Below are 17,155 nucleotides of genomic sequence, written 5' to 3'. Positions count from 1 at the left end.
ATTCTCGTGCACACCCTCGACGACCTGCTCGCCATCGGCGTGTCCGGCCGAACGGTGCTCGTCCGCTCGGACCTCAACGTCCCGCTCGACGGCACCACCATCACCGACGACGGCCGCATCCGCGCGTCGTTGCCGACGTTGCAGGCGCTCACCTCGGCCGGCGCGAAGGTTGTCGTGACGGCCCACCTCGGCCGCCCGAAGGGTGCGCCGGAGGAGCGTTACTCCCTCGCCCCGGTCGCCGCACGGTTGACCGATGTGCTCGGCGCACCGGTCACGTTCGCCACCGATCTGGTGGGGGAGTCGGCCGCCTCCACGGTCGCGGCCCTGCCCGCCGGCGGTGTCGCCCTGCTGGAGAACGTCCGGTTCGATGCGCGCGAGACGTCCAAGAACGAAGCCGACCGCCAGGAACTGGCCCGGGCCCTGGTGCATCTGGTCGGCGGGGACGCCGCCTTCGTCTCCGACGGATTCGGGGTCGTCCACCGCAAGCAGGCTTCGGTGTACGACGTGGCCCAGCTGCTCCCGCACTACGCCGGATACCTGGTGTCCGAGGAGACGGCCGTCCTGCACAAGCTCACTGTGGATCCCGAGCGGCCGTACGTGGTGATCCTCGGTGGATCGAAGGTCTCGGACAAGCTGGGCGTCATCACGGCGCTGCTGCCGCAGGTCGACTCCCTGCTCATCGGCGGTGGCATGGCCTACACGTTCCTCGCGGCCCAGGGCCACGGCGTCGGCAAGTCCCTGCTGCAGGCCGACCAGATCGACACCTGCCGCGGGCTGCTCGAGCAGCACGGCGACAAGATCCTGTTGCCCACCGACTTCGTGATCGCCGACGACTTCGCGCCCGATGCCAACACCGACATCGTCGGCGCCGACGCCATCCCGGACGCCTGGCAGGGTCTGGACATCGGTCCGGCCACCCGCCAGGCCTTCGCCGCCGTCATCGCCACCGCGGCCACCATCTTCTGGAACGGCCCGGTCGGGGTGTTCGAGATGCCGGCCTTCAGCGCCGGCACCAAGGCGATCGCCGACGCGATCGCCGCCGGTTCCTCGTTCTCCGTGGTCGGCGGCGGCGACTCGGCCGCGGCCGTGCGCACCCTGGGCGTGGACGAGTCCGGATTCACCCACATCTCCACCGGGGGCGGTGCGTCCCTGGAATTCCTCGAAGGCGCCACGCTGCCCGGTCTCTCAGTCCTGGAGGCCTGAACCCTGTGACAACTCAAAACTCGACCAAGCCCGCCGGGCGCAAGCTCCTCATCGCCGGCAACTGGAAGATGAACCTCAACCACCTCGAGGCCATCGCCCTGGTGCAGAAGATCGCCTTCACGCTGCCGGAGAAGTACTACAACAAGGTCGAGGTGGCGGTGTTCCCGCCGTTCACCGACCTGCGTTCGGTCCAGACCCTGGTCGACGGCGACAAGTTGAGCATCGTCTACGGCGCGCAGGACCTGTCGCCGAAGGACTCCGGGGCCTACACCGGGGACATCGCCGGCCCGATGCTGGCCAAGCTGGGCTGTTCCTACGTGCTGGTCGGCCACTCGGAGCGGCGCGAACTGCCGGGCGAGACCGACGAACTGCTGGCCCGGAAGGTCGAGGCCGTCTACCGCAACGGGATGGCCCCGATCCTGTGTGTCGGCGAGGGTCTTGACGTCCGTGAGGCGGGCAACCAGATCAGCCACTCCGTGGCCCAGCTGCACGCCGCGCTCGAGCACGTCACCCTCGAACAGGCAGCCACCCTGGTCCTGGCCTACGAACCGATCTGGGCCATCGGGACAGGACGGGTGGCCACCCCGGCCGACGCGCAGGAGGTCTGCTCCGCGCTTCGCGTCGCACTGGCCGAGAGGTACACGCCGGAGATCGCGGCCGGCGCCCGGATCCTCTACGGCGGCTCGGTGAAGTCGGGCAACGTGGCCGAGATCGTGGCCCAGCCCGATGTCGACGGCGCGCTCGTCGGCGGGGCGTCGCTGGACGGCACCGAGTTCGCCTCCCTGGCCGCGAACGCCGTCGGCATCCTGGCCTGAGCTCCGGACGTCCTGCGAAGCGCGAGCTCGGCCCTTCGCAGGACGTCCGCCGGCCCGCCTGCCCGGCTGAGCACCGGTGGCAGGCTAGACTCGTCGCGTAACGCGCCGCCCTTCTGTCCGGGTTTCTCTAGCACGCTAGGCAGTCATGAAAACGTTTCTGGATATTCTCCTGATCATCACCAGCCTCGCGCTGATGGCCCTGATCCTGTTGCACCGCGGCAAAGGTGGCGGTCTCTCGTCCCTGTTCGGCGGCAGCATGCAGAGCTCGCTGTCCGGGTCGTCCGTGGTGGAGAAGAACCTCGACCGGCTCACGTTGTTCGTCACCATGATCTGGCTCGTCTCGATCGTCGGCGTCGGACTGATCATCAAGGTCGGCGCCTGACCTTCGCACCGCTCGGATCGGCGTTCGTCCACCAACCGGTACGGAAGAGGCGGGTATGGCAGCCGGAAATCCCATTCGCGGATCTCGGATCGGCGCGGGCCCGATGGGCGAGTCCCATCGCGGCGAGGCGGTGCAGCGCCACCGGCTGGACTTCTACTGCGCGAACGGCCACGCGACCCGGCTGTCGTTCGCCGTCGACGCGGACCTCCCGGAAACCTGGGACTGCCCACGGTGCGGGCTGCCGGCCGGCCTGGACAGCCAGTCGCCGCCGGAGACGCCGCGGAACGAGCCCTACAAGTCCCACCTCGCCTACGTCAAGGAACGCCGGAGCGACGAGGACGGCGAGGCCCTGCTGGCCGAGGCTCTGGCCCGGATCAACGACAAGCGCACGCCCAAGGCCTGAACCGCGTGCTCAGAGGTATTTGAGCATCCGCGTGTTGCCCAGGGTATTCGGCTTCACGTGCGGCAGATCCAGGAATTCGGCCACTCCGGCGTCGTAGGACGACCGCAGTTCGGCGAACGACTCCGGGGTCAGGTCCAGTTCCTCGATCGGTTCGAACCCCATGGCCGCGAAGAACGACACCTCGAAGGTCAGCACGAACAACCGGGTGAGTCCCATCCGTCGGGCCTCGGCGATGATCGCCTCGCACACGGCGCGACCGAGCCCCCTGGTTCGCGAGCTCGGATCGGTGGCGACCGTCCGGATCTCGCCCAGGTCCTCCCAGAGCACGTGGAGCGCACCGCAGGCCAGCACACGCCCGCCGGACTCGGCGACCCAGAACTCGGTGACGTCCTCGAACAGGTTGGCCAGCGTCTTCTCCAGGAGGATGGCGCCGGCGTAGTAGTCGACGAGCTCCTTGATGCGCCGGACGTCCCCGGCCCGCGCCCGATGGACGGTGATGGGGGTGGAGGAGGGGGCCACGGTCTCGGAAGAGCTCACAACTAGGTAGCTTATCCACTCCTAGGTATAACTATCCACTCACGGTCGCTCGTTCGCCTCCGGACGGCCTGTCCGGCGGTCAGGCGGTGGGTCGGGCGGCGACTACGCTGAGGTCGTGCTTCCTGTGTCTTCCGCGCCTCCTGCGGCACCTGCTCCAGCTGTCACGACGCCGGAATCGGCGGCCCGTGGTTCCGGATCGCGGGTATCGCTGATCACGCTGGGCTGTGCCCGCAACGAGGTGGACTCTTCCGAGATCGCCGGACGGCTGGCCGGCGGCGGATACGAACTCGTCGAGGACGGCGCACCGGCCGACGTGATCGTGGTCAACACCTGCGCATTCGTGGCGAGCGCCAAGAAGGACTCCATCGACACTGTGCTGGCCGCGGCCGACACCGGGGCGAAGGTCGTCGCGGTCGGTTGCCTGGCCGAGCGCTACGGCAACGAGCTGGCCGCCGCCCTGCCCGAGGCGGACGCGGTGCTGGGCTTCGACTCCTACCCCGATCTGGCCGCACTGCTCGGCGACGTCATCGACGGGCACAAGCCGACGTCGCACGTCCCGGTCGATCGACGAACCCTGCTGCCGATCTCGCCGACGTCGCGCCCGGCGGCGGCCAACTCGGTATCGGTTCCCGGGCACAGCCCGCGTCCGGCCTCCGGGCTCGACACAGCCGGTCCGGCCAGTGGCCCGGTGCTCGTCCGCAAACTCCTGCACGCCGGTCCGGTCGCCCCGCTGAAGATCGCGTCCGGCTGCGACCGCCGTTGCACCTTCTGCGCCATCCCGGCCTTTCGGGGCTCCTTCGTGTCCCGGCCGGCCGAGGAGATCATCGCCGAGGCCGCCTGGTTGGCCGGGCAAGGGGTTCGCGAGATCGTCCTGGTCAGCGAGAACTCGACCTCGTACGGCAAGGACCTGCCCGGCGACGGACAGCTCGAGCGCCTCCTGGCCGGCCTCGCCCGCGTGCCAGGCATCGTCCGGGTCCGGCTGTCCTATCTGCAGCCCGCCGAGACGAAGGCGTCGCTGGTGACGGCGATCGCCGACCTGGACGGCGTGGCCGACTACTACGACATGTCCTTCCAGCACGCATCGGAGACCGTACTGCGGCGCATGAAGCGCTTCGGATCCAAGGACTCCTTCCTGGGGCTGACCGCGCAGATCCGCGCGGCCGCACCCGAGGCGGGCATCCGATCCAACGTCATCGTCGGCTTCCCGGGCGAGACGGCCGCGGAGCTGGCCGACCTCGAGGAGTTCCTGATCGGGGCCCGGATGGACGCGGTCGGTGTGTTCGGCTACTCCGACGAGGACGGAACGGCCGCACTCGACCTGCCGGGCAAGATCGACGACGACGAGATCGCCGATCGGGTCGAGCGGATCACCTCCCTGGTCGAGGAGCTCACGTCGCAGCGCGCCGAGGACCGGATCGGGACCATGGTCAGCGCGCTGGTCGACGACCTGAGTGACGGCGTCGTCGGACGGGGCGAGCACCAGGCCCCCGAGGTCGACGGAAGCACCACGCTGCTGGGTGCCGAAGGGGTGCTGCTGGGCGACGTCGTGCGGGCCCGGGTGGTCGCGACCGACGGCATCGACCTGATCGCCGAGCTGGTGGAGGTTCTGCCCGCCCCGGTGCCGGCCGGCGGCGTCGACGCCCTGCGGGCCGGGAGCTGAGAGGAATGGCCGAGCAGCCGCGCGTGTCGTTGGTGAATCTCCCCAACGCCCTGACCGTCCTGCGGCTGGTCCTGGTCCCGGTGTTCCTGCTGGCCCTGTTCGCCGGGGGCGGCCACCACACGTCGTTCCGTTGGCTGGCCTGGGCGATCTTCGCGGTGGCCGCCATCACCGACCGGTTCGACGGCCACATCGCCCGCAAACGAGGGCAGGTCACCGACTTCGGCAAGATCGCCGATCCGATGGCCGACAAGGCCCTCACCGGGTCCGCGTTGATCGGGCTGTCGATGCTGGGTGATCTCGCCTGGTGGGTCACCGTGGTCATCCTGGTCCGGGAGATCGGGATCACGCTGCTCAGATTCGCCGTCATCCGGTACGGCGTCATCGCGGCCAGCCCAGGCGGGAAGGCCAAGACCCTGGTGCAGATCATCGCCATCGGCCTCTACGTGCTGCCCCTCCCGCATGCCCTCCACTGGGTCGCCATGAGCTTCATGATCGTCGCCGTCATCCTCACCGTCGTGACGGGTGTCGACTACCTGGTACGGGCGGCCACCCTGGTCAGCAAACCCCGCAACCCGACGTCCAACAACCCGGGCTGAGCCGTGGACAGCCCGCTCGGCTCGTTGGTCGGATGGCCGGGGGACCAGCTGACCACCCTGGTGCGGCGGCTCGCTGCCCAAGGCCTGACGGTCGCGTGCGCTGAGTCGTTGACCGGTGGTCTGCTGTGCGCGGTGCTGACCGAGATCCCCGGCGTCTCCGCCGTGCTCCGCGGCGGTCTGGTGGTGTACGCGACCGATCTGAAGGGCAGCCTGGCCGGAGTCGATCCGGACCTGCTGGCCACCCGCGGACCGGTCGACCCGGAGGTGGCGGCCCAGTTGGCCGACGGCGCCCGGCGGGCGTGCGGTGCCACGATCGGGATTGGCCTGACCGGGGTGGCCGGACCTGACCCGCAGAACGGCGTTCCGGTGGGCACCTGGCACGTCGCCCTGGCCGGCCCGGGCGGCACCGCGCAGCGGTCCGGCCACCCGTCGGGCGGACGGCCGACGCGCGGAGCCGTCCGGGTGGCCGCTGTGCGTGCCGCTCTGGATCTGCTGGCGGAACTCACCTCGGCGCCCGGCGCGACGGCAGCGCCCTGACCTGCGGCGCAGGGGGATTCGCGGGCTGACCTGGGAGGAAACGGCCCGGCAATGTCCCGAGAACGGAACATTTACGCGCATTCCCACGTTTTTACCTATGTCAATCCTCCGCCTCGTCGGTCCTGTCGGGGTCGCGGAGTACCTTGAACACACCGCAGGTGGCGGCAGTGCCGCCGGCGGTCCGCGACATCGGATAGAACGAGAACCGACCTGACCGAGAACCGATCAGTGGGAGGAGGTGCGACATGTTGCTTCGCGATGCTTTGGGGGAGACCCTGCGTGATGCGAGAACCAGTCAGAACCGGACCCTGAGGGACGTGTCCACAGCGGCGAATGTGTCGTTGGGTTACCTCTCCGAGGTCGAGCGTGGACGTAAAGAGGCCTCCAGCGAGCTGCTGGCCTCGATCTGCGACGCGTTGGATCTGCAGATGTCAGACGTACTGGACACCGTCAGCCGCAACCTGCGGACGGACTCGCGCATCGCGGCGGCGAAGAACCGTGTGATCGCGAACTCCTCGAAGCCCGGCCTGGGCGGCGGCGGCGATCACCGGTCGGTCGACACGAATCTGCGGATCGTGCTGCCCTACGGAGCCGGCCGCGCCGAGGCGTCCGTCGCCTGAGCGTGACCGCTCTCCGGTGTTGACTCGGATCGAGGAGCCACAGTGCTGGTCTACTCGATGAGCGTCTCGTTGGACGGCTTCGTCACCGACCGCACCGACTCGTTCCGATGGACGGTCCCGGACGAGGAGCTGTTCGGTTACCACCTCGAGCAGGTCAGCAGCCTCGGCGGATATCTGACCGGCCGCCGGCTCTACGAGGTGATGCTCCCCTGGGAGACGGATCCGACGATGCGGGCCACCGAACTCGGGGACCGGTTCGCCGACGTCTGGGGTGCGCTCGGCAAGGTCGTGTTCAGCCGCACGCTCGAGCACGTCGAAGGTAACGCCCGGCTCGCCGCCGGATCGGTGGCGCAGGAGATCGCGACCGCACTCGACTCGACCGACCAGGACATCTCGATCGGCGGCGCCGACCTGGCCGCCGCGGCGATCGCACTTGATCTGGTCGACGAACTGCGCATGTTCCGCTGTCCGGTCGTGCTCGGTGGCGGGACGTCTTACCTCCCGCCCGTCCGCTCGCAGATGCGGTTCGGCCTGGTTCAGACCAGGACTTTCGGGACGGGCGTGATCTACGAGCGTTACCGCCGGATCCGCCCGCCGACGTCCGGCCCGGACCCCCGGCGCTCCACCGATGCTCCGGGGACCTCTACCGTTCACCCATGAACTTCACCCAAGAGGCCGCGGTTCTCGGCCCGGCCCTGACCGACCTGCGCCGCCGCCTGCACGCCGTTCCGGAGGTCGGGCTGCAGCTGCCGACGACGCAGCGGGTCCTGCTCGACGAGCTGGACGGCCTCGGCCTGGAAATCACCACGGGGACCGACCTGACCTCGATCGTCGCCGTGCTGCGCGGAGGACGGCCCGGCCCGTTGGTGCTGCTGCGCGGGGACATGGACGCGCTGCCGGTGGTCGAGCGGTCCGGTGAGGCGTTCGCCCCGGCCGCTGATTCACCCTTCCGGGACGCGATGCACGCATGCGGCCACGACCTGCACATGGCCGGCCTCGTCGGCGCGGTGCGCCTGCTCGCGGCGCACCGCGCCGAACTGGCCGGGGACGTGCTGTTCATGTTCCAGCCGGGCGAGGAAGGGCACGACGGTGCCGGACGGATGCTCGACGAGGGCCTCCTGGGCGCGGCCGGACGACCGATCGACGCGGCCTACGGGCTGCACGTGTTCTCCGCGGGCTTCCCGCATGCGGTGTTCGCGGCCCGGGCCGGGACCCTGATGGCCGCGTCGGCCGGGCTGGAGGTCAGGGTGATCGGCGCCGGCACCCACGGCTCGATGCCGCACCGTGGCCGCGACCCGATCCCGGTCGCGTGCGAGATCGTCACCGCGCTGCAGACCCTGGTCACCCGCCAGTTCGACGTGTTCGACCCGGTGGTGATCACGGTGGGTTCGTTCCACTCGGGCACCAAGCGCAACGTCATCCCGGACGACGCGGTCTTCGACGCGACGGTCCGCAGCTTCAGCCCGGGAGCGGCCGCGGACGTCGCCCGGAAGTCGGTGGCACTGTGCGAGGGCATCGCGGCGGCGCACGGCCTGCGGGCCGAGGTCACGTTCATTGCCGAGTACCCGGTGACGGTCAACGACGACGCGGAGTTCGACTTCGCCGCGGCCACCATCAGGGACCTGTTCGGCGACCGCCGTTTTATGGACCTGCCGAATCCGCTCTCCGGTTCGGAGGACTTCTCCCGGGTGCTGGACGCAGTACCGGGGGCATACGTGTTCCTCGGGGCGGGGGTCGGTGACGACTTCGAGCGCGCCCCGACCAACCACTCTCCGTTGGCGGCCTTCGATGACAGCGTGCTCGGCGATGGGGCCGCGCTGCTGGCCGAACTCGCCGTCCGCCGGATGGCCCGGGGCTGAGTCAGGCCCTGGTGTGAGCCAGGGCGGCCAAGGCATTCAGGGTGTCGTGGGCCCGGTCGGCCGGGACGAACAGGTGGTCGTGGTGGTATCCGGCGATCACGTTGCAGGAGATACCGTCCCGGGTCAGCGCCGTGGAGATGGCGGCGGTCAGACCGACCGCCTCCAGCGCCGACGGCACCTTCAGCGTGATCCATGCGCACGGGAACACACCGGCGATACCGAATTGGTCGGCCTGCTCCCGCGGTAGGACCAGGGTGGTGCCCTCGCTCTCGGCCACCATCACCACCGGGTCAATCCCCAGCGGCACGTCCTCGACCGAACAATAGAGGTACTCGCCCGGGTGCAACTCCGGTTCGAGGGCGCCCAGCAGTTCCGTCAGGTCGGTGACCGGCTCGGGACGGCGCCGGTAGGTGACGAACGAGAAGCCGTCGCGATGTTCGACCCGGATGCGTTCCCAGTCCGCCGGTGCGATGGCCGGGAAGCGCGTGTCACCGGCCAGTTCCAGCTCGATGTGGGTGATCTCGAGCCGGTCGGCCAGCCCGATGCTCTGGGCGTAGATCTCACCGCCGCCGATGACGAACACGTCCTGGTCGGGCACCAGCGCGAGGGCGTCGGGGAGGGAGTGGACCGCCTCGACGCCGTCGCGCGAGAAGCCCGTCGAGCGGGTGACGACGATCGTCCGGCGACCCGGCAGTGGCCGCCCGATGGAGTCGAACGTCTTACGTCCCATGATGATCGGGTGACCCGTCGTCAGGTTCTTGAAGCGCCGGAGATCCTCGGAGTTGCGCCAGGCCAGATCGCCACCGTCCCCGATGACCCCGTTCTCCGCGACGGACGCGATCAAGGTGATGCTCATACGGCGATCGGGGCCTTGATCCCGGGGTACGGGTCGTAGTTGTGCAGGGCGATGTCGGCGTAGTCGTAGGCGTCCAGGTCGGCCACCCCGTCGGCCAGGGTCAGGGTCGGCAGTGGACGCGGCGTGCGGGTCAGCTGCAGACGCGCCTGCTCGAAATGGTTGCTGTACAGGTGGGCGTCACCGAAGGTGTGCACGAAGTCGCCCGGCACCAACCCGACGGCCTTGGCCACCATCTCGGTCAGCAGGGCGTAGGAGGCGATGTTGAACGGCACACCGAGGAAGACGTCCGCCGATCGCTGGTAGAGCTGGCACGAGAGCCGGCCCTGCGCGACGTAGAACTGGAACATGGTGTGACAGGGCGGGAGGGCCATCTCGTCGACCTCGGCCACGTTCCACGCCGACACGATGTGGCGGCGGGAGTCCGGGTTGGTCCGCAGTGAGTGCAGAACGTTGGCGATCTGGTCGATGTGGCGTCCGTCCGGCGCCGGCCACGATCGCCACTGGCTGCCGTAGACCGGACCCAGCTCCCCGTCGGCGTCGGCCCATTCGTCCCAGATGGTCACGCCGCGTTCCTGCAGCCACCGGACGTTGGTCGATCCCTTCAGGAACCAGAGCAACTCGATCGCCACCGATTTGAAGTGCACCTTCTTGGTGGTGACGAGCGGGAAACCCTTCGACAGGTCGAACCGCATCTGGTGCCCGAACACGCTGCGGGTACCGGTACCCGTGCGGTCCTGCTTGTCGACGCCGGTGGTGAGGATGCGGTCCATCAGGTCCAAGTACTGCTGCATGAGCGGAAGCCTACGTGGGGTGGACGACAGTCGTGGTGTCCCCGCCGGGGCGGGTCGCCGGGTCCGGAGCCGGCATCGATCGGCAACACGAGCGCCCGCAACGGCAATCACGGCGAAACGTGACTCACCTAGGTTTCACATGTCCGCATGTCCAGGCCGGTCACCAAGACGCGGGTGCACGACCGGGCTCACCGCGGGAGCCGGCACCCACCCGTACTCCCCAGACCTGACCCTCCGAGGAGCCGCACCATGACCCAGCTCGACGAACGTCCTGGCCTCGCCGCACAGGCGGCCCATCCGGTGGACCAGGTGCCGGCCGCCCCGAAGTTGATCGTGCTGGCCCTGCAGCATCTGTTCATCATGTACGCCGGCGCGGTCGCCGTGCCGTTCATCGTGGGCAACGCACTCGGCCTCAGCCAGAAGGACATCGCGATCCTGGTCAACATGGACCTGCTGGTCTCCGGGATCTGCACGATCCTGCAGGCCGCCGGCCTCTACAAGCTCAAGTGGGCCGGCAGTCGCCTCCCGATCATCGCGGGCGCCACCTTCACGGTGTTGTCGCCGATGCTCACCATCGCCTTCGCCAACGGCGGCGCCTACGCCGGCGGTCTGGCCACCGTCTACGGTTCGCTGCTGGTGGCCGGGGTGTTCGGCCTGCTCATCGCGCGGCCGTTCTCGATGATGATCCGGTTCTTCCCCCCGCTGGTCTCCGGCACCGTCATCGCCATCATCGGTCTGTCCCTGATCGGCGTCGACATCACCCTCATCACCGGTGACGCCACGGTCACGCAGGTGCTCGACCACTACCCGAGTGCGGCGGAGCTGGCCGGCGGCAGTGTGAAGGCCGGCAGCGCCACGGGGACCTGGGACATCGTTACGGCCAACCCGGACTACGCCAAGCCGTCGTTCATCGGTCTGGCCATGCTGGTCATCCTCGTGATCATCCTGATCAGCCGGTTCGCGCCGGGTTTCGCCGGCCAACTCGCCGTCCTGGTCGCGGTCGTCGTCGGGGTCGTCGTGGCGTGGCCGATGGGTCTGCTCGACTTCCACGAGGTCGGTTCGGCCAGTTGGTTCGGGATCGCGGCCCCGTTCCACTTCGGTGCGCCGCAATTCCATTTCTCGGCCATCGTGTCGATGTGCATCGTGGTGCTGGTCACCTACACCGAATCCACGGCCGACACCGTCGCCGTGGCCGAGATGACCGATTCGGACCTGCCGCCCAAGCGCCTGGCCGCCGGGCTGGCCGTCGATGGCTTCTCCTTCGTGCTGGCCGGCTTCATGAATTCGTTCCCGGACACCGCCTACGCCGAGAACGTCGGGCTGCTGGGCATCACGAAGGTCCGCAGCCGGTGGGTGGTGGCCCTGTGCGGCGTCTTCCTGGTGATCCTCGGGGTGATACCGAAGATGGGCGCCATCATCGCCGCGTTGCCGGACCAGGTCATCGGCGGCGCCGCCACGGTCATGTTCGCCATGGTCACCGTGGTCGGTATCCAGACCCTGTCCAAGGTCTCGTTCCGGGACAACCACAACCTGCTGATCGTCGCCGTGTCGCTGTCCGTCGGCATGGCACCGGCCCTGTTCACGTCGTTCTACTCGAAGTTTCCGGAGTGGTTCCAGACGATCTTCGGATCGGCCATCACCTCGACCGTGATCGTCGTGTTCGTGCTGAACCTGCTGTTCAACCACTTCGGACATCGCGGTGAGCCGGAGGCGCTGGAGACGGCGGTCCACGAAGGGGCCTACGCCCCGGGCATCCCCAACGACGGGGTGAACGTCTCCGACGGATATCCGGAGAACTGGCAGAAGGAACCCGGCGTCGTCGCCCGCGGCGCGGACGCCGACGCCCGGTAGTCGCGCCGGGCCCGGTAGTCGCGCCGGCTGCCGGCCGCGCATGCCGGGAACGTTCGGGCCGGCCCGTCGTCTGTCCGGCCTCGACCCGGTGCACCGGATACGGTGGGACGGATGTTCCCCGGCGATGTCAGGAGGTCGAAGCCGATGACGGGTGAATCGATCGGCGACGCCGCCGAAGACCGCGCCGAGTCGTTCGCCGTCGACCTGCTCGACGACGAGGCCCACGCCCCGCTGACCGCGATCATCTGGGCCAGGCGCCTTGCGTTCACCGGCATCGTCGGCGTCGTCCTGGCCGTCCTGTCCATCGGCTATCTGCACGTCGCCGCGCCCAGCCGGGCAATGAACCCGCTGTCCAGGACGATCAGCGAATACGCGCTGTACCCCAACGGCTGGATCTTCAGTTGGGGAGTGGTCGTCCTCGCCGTGGCCTCGATGCTGGTGCTGGCCGCCCTCGTGCTCCGCGAGATCGTGCCGTGGCGATCCTGGGGTTCGCTGATGACCCTGATGTGGTCGATCGGCCTGATCGGGCTGGTCGTGTTCCCCAAACAGGGATTCGACAACGACCCGTCGGTGGCCGGCCGGGTGCACTGGACGTGGACCCTGATCGCGTTCTTCTCCTTGCCCATCGGGACCAGCCTGGTGTGCTGGCATCACCGGAACCTGGCCGGACGGTGGCCGCGCTGGGCGCTGCGGTTGTCGATGATCTCCGGTGGCTGGTTCATCGTGCTGACCCTGCAGACGATCCTGTCCGCTCTCACGCCCATCGAGGCCTGGCGGCTGGTCGGTCTGGTGGAGCGGGGGCTGTCCCTGACCGAGATGGCGGTGGTCGTCGTGCTCGGACTGTGGGTGTGGCACGACAGCGGACCGGCGGTCGTCCTGGACGAGACCTGACCCACGCCGGAAGCGCTGGGTGATTTCCGGCCAACCCCCATCGCGCGGGCCGGGCGGCCACTAGTCTGCGGTGCGTGGATTGGAACCTGAACACCTGCGCCCGGCGCGGTCACGAGACCTACGCCCCGGACGAACCCGGGCTGCGGGATCGGCTGTGCGTGCAGACCCCGGCCGGGGAAGCCTGGCGATGCCTGCGCTGCGCGACCTACGTGGTCGGGGCTCCGAAGGGATCCGGGAAGGCCGACGACGCCCCCGAGGTGCCTCGCGGTCGGCTGTTGCGCGACCGCCGCCTCATGCGGCTACTGGCCGCCGAGCGGGTGATACGCGGCCTGGGGCTGGCCGGCCTGGCCGTGCTGGTCTTCGTGTTCCGCAAGTCGCGCGGCAACCTGCAGGATTCGTTCAATCGGGACCTCCCGCTGTTGCGCCCGTTGGCCGACCAGATCGGTTGGAACATCGACGATTCCAAGATCGTCCGGGGGATCAACGACGTCTTCTCCCTGTCGGAGAGGACGCTGACCTGGATCGCCGTCGGGTTGATCGCCTACGCCGTTCTGCAGTTCGTCGAGGGCACCGGACTGTGGCTGATGAAACGGTGGGGGGAGTATTTCGCGGTCGTGGCGACCAGCATCTTCCTGCCGCTGGAGGTCTACGAACTCACCGAACGGGTCACCTGGCTCCGGATCGTCCTGTTCCTGGTCAACGTCGCGGCCGTTGTCTGGCTGATCTGGAGCAAGCGCCTGTTCGGGTTCCGCGGCGGCGGCCGCGCCTTCCACGCCGAGCACCACGCCGAGAGCCTGATGACGGTCGAGCGGGCCGCCGCGGCCGAGACGGCCGTGCCGGCCGTGTGAACGCCGGCTACCAGAGACCGGCGGACGCCTCGGGAGCCGGATCGGCATAGGCCGGCCGGCGGCCGGTGTAGAGCACACCGAGTCGCTGCGTGGCCCGGGTGACGGCCACGTACAGGTCGTTCCGGCCCTTCGGCGACTGCTCGACGATCAGGTCGGGTTCGACCAGGATCACCGAATCGAATTCCAGACCCTTGGCCTCCCGGACCGTCATCACCACCACCGGTCGGGCGACGTCGTGGCCCGGGCCGGCCGCCGGCACCAACTCCGCCACGCGGGTCGTCACCTGCTCGTAGAGCGCATCGGGCACCAGCACGGCCAGGTGCTGCTCGCCGCCCAGCGCCAGGTCCTGCGCCGCCCGGAGGGCGGTCTGCTCGACCAGCGTCTCGGACGAGGTGTGCTGCCACCAGGGCAGTACGCCGGTCGATCGGACCGAGGTCGGGGCGGTGAGCTTCGGGTCGATCGACGCCAGAATCCGATCGGCCACGGCAGTGATCTCCGCCGGCGTCCGGTAGTTGACGGTCAATTCCTCGAAGCGCCAGTCGCGCCCCACGTAGGGCCGGAGTACGGATCCCCAGGACGACGCGCCCGCCGCATCCCCGGTCTGGGCCAGGTCGCCGACCAACGTCATCGACTTGACCGGGCAGCGGCGCATCACGACCCGCCAGGCCATCGGCGACAGTTCCTGCGCCTCGTCGACCACCACGTGCCCGTAGGTCCATTCGCGGTCGGCCCCGGCCCGTTCGGCCGTTGACGTCAGCGACACCGCGTCCTCCTGCAACTCCACCAGGTCGGCCGCGCTGACCATGCCGAGGAACCCGTCGGCGCCGGTGCCCTCGTCGGAGGCCTCGCCGCCCTCGCCGAGCATGTCGAGCACGCTCTGCGCGTACTCCTCGCGCTGTTCGCGGTCGCGGGTCGCCGCGGCCATCACCAGCCGGTCGTCCTGCCCGAGCAACTCGGCCGCTTCGTCGAGCAGCGGCACGTCCGATTGGGAGAACGTCTGGGTGGGAGCAGCGGCCAGCAGCAGGTCCCGTTCGGCGTCACTCAGGAACGGAGCGGCCAACCGCAGCCGGGCCGGGGAGGCGAACAGGTCGCGGACCAGGGTCTGCGCGGTGAGGGCGGGCCAGATGGTGGACAGCGCGGCCTGCAGGTCCTCGTCCGACCGCAGGTCGCGTCGGATGTCCTCGAAGTCGTCGGAGGTCAGCGGGATCGCCGCGGCCAACCCTTCGCGGTGGCGGCGGGCGACCTGCCGGGCCAACTGGTCGAACACCGACTTGAGGAAGACCTGGCGGGCCCGGTTGTGCGGACGGCGCGATTGCCAGGCCCGTTCCTGGGCACGGGAGAGCAGCTGCCGGTCCAGTCGCAGATCGCCTCCGGCGTACTTCACGGTGATGGTGGTCTTCGGCACCCGCTGCCGGTCCAGCACGGCATTGGCGATCACCTTGGCCATGTTCAGCCGGCCCTTGAGCACCGCCACCCGCGAGGACTCGACACGCTCGGCCCGCACGCCCGGGAACAGATCACCGACTGTCGAGAGCACCACCGCGTTCTCGCCGAGCGAGGGCAGGACCTGGCCGATGTAGGTCAGGAACGTCCGGTTCGGGCCGATCACCAGCACTCCACGGTTGGCCAGCTGCCCACGGTGGGTGTACAGCAGGTACGCCGTGCGATGCAGGGCCACCGCGGTCTTGCCGGTGCCGGGCCCGCCCTGGACGACCAGGATGCCGGCGCGGTCGGCCCGGATGATCCGGTCCTGCTCGGCCTGGATGGTCTCGACGATGTCGCCCATCCGGCCGGTCCGCGGAGCGTTCAGCGCGGCCAGCAGCGCCGCCTCACCGGTGAGACCGGAAGCGCTGACCGCGGCCAGCGCCGGGTCATCGGGGGACAGGCCGGTGAGGTCGAGGTACTCGTCGGAGATCGACTCGACGATCCGGCGCCGGATGCGCAGGTGCCGCCGCCGCCGGACGCCGAGGGGCGCGGCCGCGGTGGCCACATAGAACGGTCGGGCCGACGGGGCCCGCCAGTCCATCAGCAGCTGCTCGCGGTCCTCTCCCTCGGAGAAGATGCCCATCCGCCCGATGTGCATGGACTGGCCGTCGACCGAGTCCAGCCGCCCGAAACACAGTTTGTCCTCGGCCACGTTCAGGTCGACCAGGGTCTGGGCGTGCCCGGCGTAGGCGATGTCGCGCTGCACCCGGCCGCCGGGCGTGCCGTCACTGTCGCGCAGGTAGGTGTCGCGAAGGCGGACCGTCTCCTCGCGCATGCGATCGAGCCGCCGGTACAGGTTGGTGATGAAACCCTGCTCGGCCAGGAGTTCGGTGCCCTCGGTCCCGGTCAACGCATCTCACCTCCCACCGCAGTCGAACGACGCCGGCCCCCAGGAGGCCGCGGACTACCTTCCCAGATGGACGACCGCTGGAGCCAATCACCGGACGGGACGGTCACCGGTCGCGATGGGAGAGCGGTCATACTGGCACGCGTGGCGGACACCGGGAGCGACGCATTGCCCAGGGCGAACCTGCTGGCCGACTGCTCTCGTTGTTTCGGATTGTGTTGTGTCGCACTACCGTTCACCGCCTCCGCGGACTTCGCCGTCACCAAGGCAGCCGGCGAGCCGTGCCGCAATCTGGCCGCCGACTCCGGTTGCCGCATCCACTCGTCACTGCGGCAGCGCGGGTTCGCCGGGTGCACGGTCTACGACTGCTTCGGGGCCGGACAACAAGTGGCCCAGGTCACCTACGCCGGGCGGAGCTGGCGCGATGATCCTGGGTCGGCGGCGCAGATGTTCGCGGTCTTCCCGGTCGTGCGTCAACTGCACGAACTGCTCTGGTATCTGCAGGAGGCGATCGAGAAATCGGCCGGAGAACTGCGGGTCCGGGCGGCCGATCTGCAGACCGCCACGGCCGCGCTGACCGGGCTGCCGGCACCGGAGCTGCTCGAGGTTGATGTGGCCACTCACCGCGACCGGGTCAACCAGGTGCTCCTGGAGGTCAGCACGCTGGTCCGCGCCGACCGGCCGCAGAAGAGCCGACGCGGAGCGGATCTGGTCGGTGCGCGCCTGCGTGGGGCCGACCTGCGCGGAGCGAACCTCCGCGGCGCCTACCTGATCGGCGCCGACCTCCGCTCAGCGGATCTGCGCGAAGCCGACCTGATCGGGGCCGACCTGCGCGGAGCGGATCTGCGCCGGGCCGACCTGTCGACCGCCCTGTTCCTGACCCAGTTCCAGCTCAATGCGGCCCACGGCGATGCCGTGACGGCCATCCCGGCGGTGCTGACCCGGCCCGGTGACTGGACCAGCCCGCAGTAGCC

18 protein-coding genes are annotated in these 17,155 nt (G+C 69.3%); 14 read left to right on the top strand and 4 right to left on the bottom strand.

The window, feature by feature from the left end:
* Window positions 1–6: 6 nt before the first annotated feature.
* From BLS97_RS18930 to BLS97_RS18915, 4 genes are all read left to right on the top strand, one after another.
* Window positions 7–1,203 (top strand): phosphoglycerate kinase, encoded by a 1,197-nt coding sequence (locus tag BLS97_RS18930; RefSeq protein WP_172832304.1) that lies wholly within the window; start codon window positions 7–9, stop codon window positions 1,201–1,203.
* A 5-nt stretch (window positions 1,204–1,208) separates the two neighbouring features.
* Complete coding sequence (tpiA, locus tag BLS97_RS18925) at window positions 1,209–2,018, top strand: triose-phosphate isomerase (protein ID WP_231988197.1); 810 nt, start codon at window positions 1,209–1,211, stop codon at window positions 2,016–2,018.
* 145 nt (window positions 2,019–2,163) lie between these two features.
* Window positions 2,164–2,400: a preprotein translocase subunit SecG gene (secG, locus tag BLS97_RS18920; protein WP_090479038.1), complete on the top strand. Its 237-nt coding sequence runs from the start codon at window positions 2,164–2,166 to the stop codon at window positions 2,398–2,400.
* A gap of 55 nt (window positions 2,401–2,455) precedes the next feature.
* A complete protein-coding gene (locus BLS97_RS18915) occupies window positions 2,456–2,803 on the top strand; it encodes an RNA polymerase-binding protein RbpA (protein WP_090479035.1) in 348 nt (115 codons plus the stop codon).
* A 9-nt stretch (window positions 2,804–2,812) separates the two neighbouring features.
* Here BLS97_RS18915 and BLS97_RS18910 read toward each other — a convergent pair whose 3' ends face one another.
* Window positions 2,813–3,340: an amino-acid N-acetyltransferase gene (locus BLS97_RS18910; protein ID WP_090479032.1), complete on the bottom strand. Its 528-nt coding sequence runs from the start codon at window positions 3,338–3,340 to the stop codon at window positions 2,813–2,815.
* Window positions 3,341–3,464: 124 nt separating this feature from the next.
* Between BLS97_RS18910 and rimO the strand changes: the two genes are divergently transcribed.
* From rimO to BLS97_RS18880, 6 genes are all read left to right on the top strand, one after another.
* Entirely contained in the window at window positions 3,465–5,000 is a 1,536-nt protein-coding gene (gene rimO, locus BLS97_RS18905) for a 30S ribosomal protein S12 methylthiotransferase RimO (protein WP_197676654.1), read from the top strand.
* A 5-nt stretch (window positions 5,001–5,005) separates the two neighbouring features.
* Complete coding sequence (gene pgsA, locus BLS97_RS18900) at window positions 5,006–5,596, top strand: CDP-diacylglycerol--glycerol-3-phosphate 3-phosphatidyltransferase (protein WP_090479029.1); 591 nt, start codon at window positions 5,006–5,008, stop codon at window positions 5,594–5,596.
* A gap of 3 nt (window positions 5,597–5,599) precedes the next feature.
* Window positions 5,600–6,133 carry a CinA family protein gene (locus tag BLS97_RS18895; RefSeq protein ID WP_231988194.1) on the top strand — a complete coding sequence of 178 codons (534 nt, stop codon included), beginning with the start codon at window positions 5,600–5,602 and terminating at the stop codon, window positions 6,131–6,133.
* 245 nt (window positions 6,134–6,378) lie between these two features.
* Window positions 6,379–6,753: a helix-turn-helix domain-containing protein gene (locus tag BLS97_RS18890; RefSeq protein WP_090479024.1), complete on the top strand. Its 375-nt coding sequence runs from the start codon at window positions 6,379–6,381 to the stop codon at window positions 6,751–6,753.
* Between the two features lie 42 nt (window positions 6,754–6,795).
* Window positions 6,796–7,413 carry a dihydrofolate reductase family protein gene (locus BLS97_RS18885; RefSeq protein WP_090479021.1) on the top strand — a complete coding sequence of 206 codons (618 nt, stop codon included), beginning with the start codon at window positions 6,796–6,798 and terminating at the stop codon, window positions 7,411–7,413.
* Window positions 7,410–8,612, top strand: coding sequence for a M20 metallopeptidase family protein (locus BLS97_RS18880; protein WP_090479018.1), 1,203 nt, complete (start codon window positions 7,410–7,412; stop codon window positions 8,610–8,612). Before BLS97_RS18885 ends, BLS97_RS18880 begins: the two co-directional genes overlap by 4 nt.
* Window position 8,613: 1 nt before the next feature.
* Here the strand turns inward: BLS97_RS18880 and BLS97_RS24010 are convergent, their stop codons facing one another.
* Complete coding sequence (locus BLS97_RS24010; RefSeq protein WP_090479013.1) at window positions 8,614–9,468, bottom strand: ACT domain-containing protein; 855 nt, start codon at window positions 9,466–9,468, stop codon at window positions 8,614–8,616.
* On the bottom strand, window positions 9,465–10,259 hold the full coding sequence (locus BLS97_RS18870) for a thymidylate synthase (protein WP_090479010.1): 795 nt from the start codon (window positions 10,257–10,259) through the stop codon (window positions 9,465–9,467). The genes BLS97_RS24010 and BLS97_RS18870 overlap by 4 nt, the downstream gene beginning before the upstream one ends.
* A gap of 249 nt (window positions 10,260–10,508) precedes the next feature.
* Here BLS97_RS18870 and BLS97_RS18865 point away from each other — a divergent pair, with 249 nt between their 5' ends.
* From BLS97_RS18865 to BLS97_RS18855, 3 genes are all read left to right on the top strand, one after another.
* A complete protein-coding gene (locus BLS97_RS18865) occupies window positions 10,509–12,110 on the top strand; it encodes a nucleobase:cation symporter-2 family protein (RefSeq protein ID WP_090479007.1) in 1,602 nt (533 codons plus the stop codon).
* Window positions 12,111–12,254: 144 nt separating this feature from the next.
* A complete protein-coding gene (locus tag BLS97_RS18860) occupies window positions 12,255–13,001 on the top strand; it encodes a DUF998 domain-containing protein (protein ID WP_157695533.1) in 747 nt (248 codons plus the stop codon).
* A gap of 74 nt (window positions 13,002–13,075) precedes the next feature.
* Window positions 13,076–13,849: a DUF2127 domain-containing protein gene (locus tag BLS97_RS18855; protein WP_090479001.1), complete on the top strand. Its 774-nt coding sequence runs from the start codon at window positions 13,076–13,078 to the stop codon at window positions 13,847–13,849.
* Window positions 13,850–13,856: 7 nt separating this feature from the next.
* Here the strand turns inward: BLS97_RS18855 and BLS97_RS18850 are convergent, their stop codons facing one another.
* Window positions 13,857–16,184, bottom strand: a complete 2,328-nt coding sequence (locus BLS97_RS18850; protein WP_231988193.1) for a HelD family protein — start codon at window positions 16,182–16,184, stop codon at window positions 13,857–13,859.
* Window positions 16,185–16,325: 141 nt separating this feature from the next.
* Between BLS97_RS18850 and BLS97_RS18845 the strand changes: the two genes are divergently transcribed.
* Entirely contained in the window at window positions 16,326–17,153 is an 828-nt protein-coding gene (locus BLS97_RS18845; RefSeq protein ID WP_231988192.1) for a pentapeptide repeat-containing protein, read from the top strand.
* Window positions 17,154–17,155 lie beyond the last annotated feature (2 nt).

The organism is Nakamurella panacisegetis, from assembly GCF_900104535.1.
Lineage (GTDB): Bacteria > Actinomycetota > Actinomycetes > Mycobacteriales > Nakamurellaceae > Nakamurella > Nakamurella panacisegetis.
Note: the sequence above shows the minus strand (reverse complement) of the source record. Positions and strands in the feature narration are given on the sequence as shown.

Excerpts from the sequence above, each read along its gene's own strand:
- BLS97_RS18865 (WP_090479007.1), top strand. The coding sequence starts at position 10,509 with ATGACCCAGCTCGACGAACGTCCTGGCCTCGCCGCACAGGCGGCCCAT.
- BLS97_RS18870 (WP_090479010.1), bottom strand. The coding sequence starts at position 10,259 with ATGCAGCAGTACTTGGACCTGATGGACCGCATCCTCACCACCGGCGTC.
- BLS97_RS18880 (WP_090479018.1), top strand. The coding sequence starts at position 7,410 with ATGAACTTCACCCAAGAGGCCGCGGTTCTCGGCCCGGCCCTGACCGAC.
- pgsA (WP_090479029.1), top strand. The coding sequence starts at position 5,006 with ATGGCCGAGCAGCCGCGCGTGTCGTTGGTGAATCTCCCCAACGCCCTG.
- BLS97_RS18890 (WP_090479024.1), top strand. The coding sequence starts at position 6,379 with ATGTTGCTTCGCGATGCTTTGGGGGAGACCCTGCGTGATGCGAGAACC.
- BLS97_RS18915 (WP_090479035.1), top strand. The coding sequence starts at position 2,456 with ATGGCAGCCGGAAATCCCATTCGCGGATCTCGGATCGGCGCGGGCCCG.
- BLS97_RS18860 (WP_157695533.1), top strand. The coding sequence starts at position 12,255 with ATGACGGGTGAATCGATCGGCGACGCCGCCGAAGACCGCGCCGAGTCG.
- secG (WP_090479038.1), top strand. The coding sequence starts at position 2,164 with ATGAAAACGTTTCTGGATATTCTCCTGATCATCACCAGCCTCGCGCTG.
- BLS97_RS24010 (WP_090479013.1), bottom strand. The coding sequence starts at position 9,468 with ATGAGCATCACCTTGATCGCGTCCGTCGCGGAGAACGGGGTCATCGGG.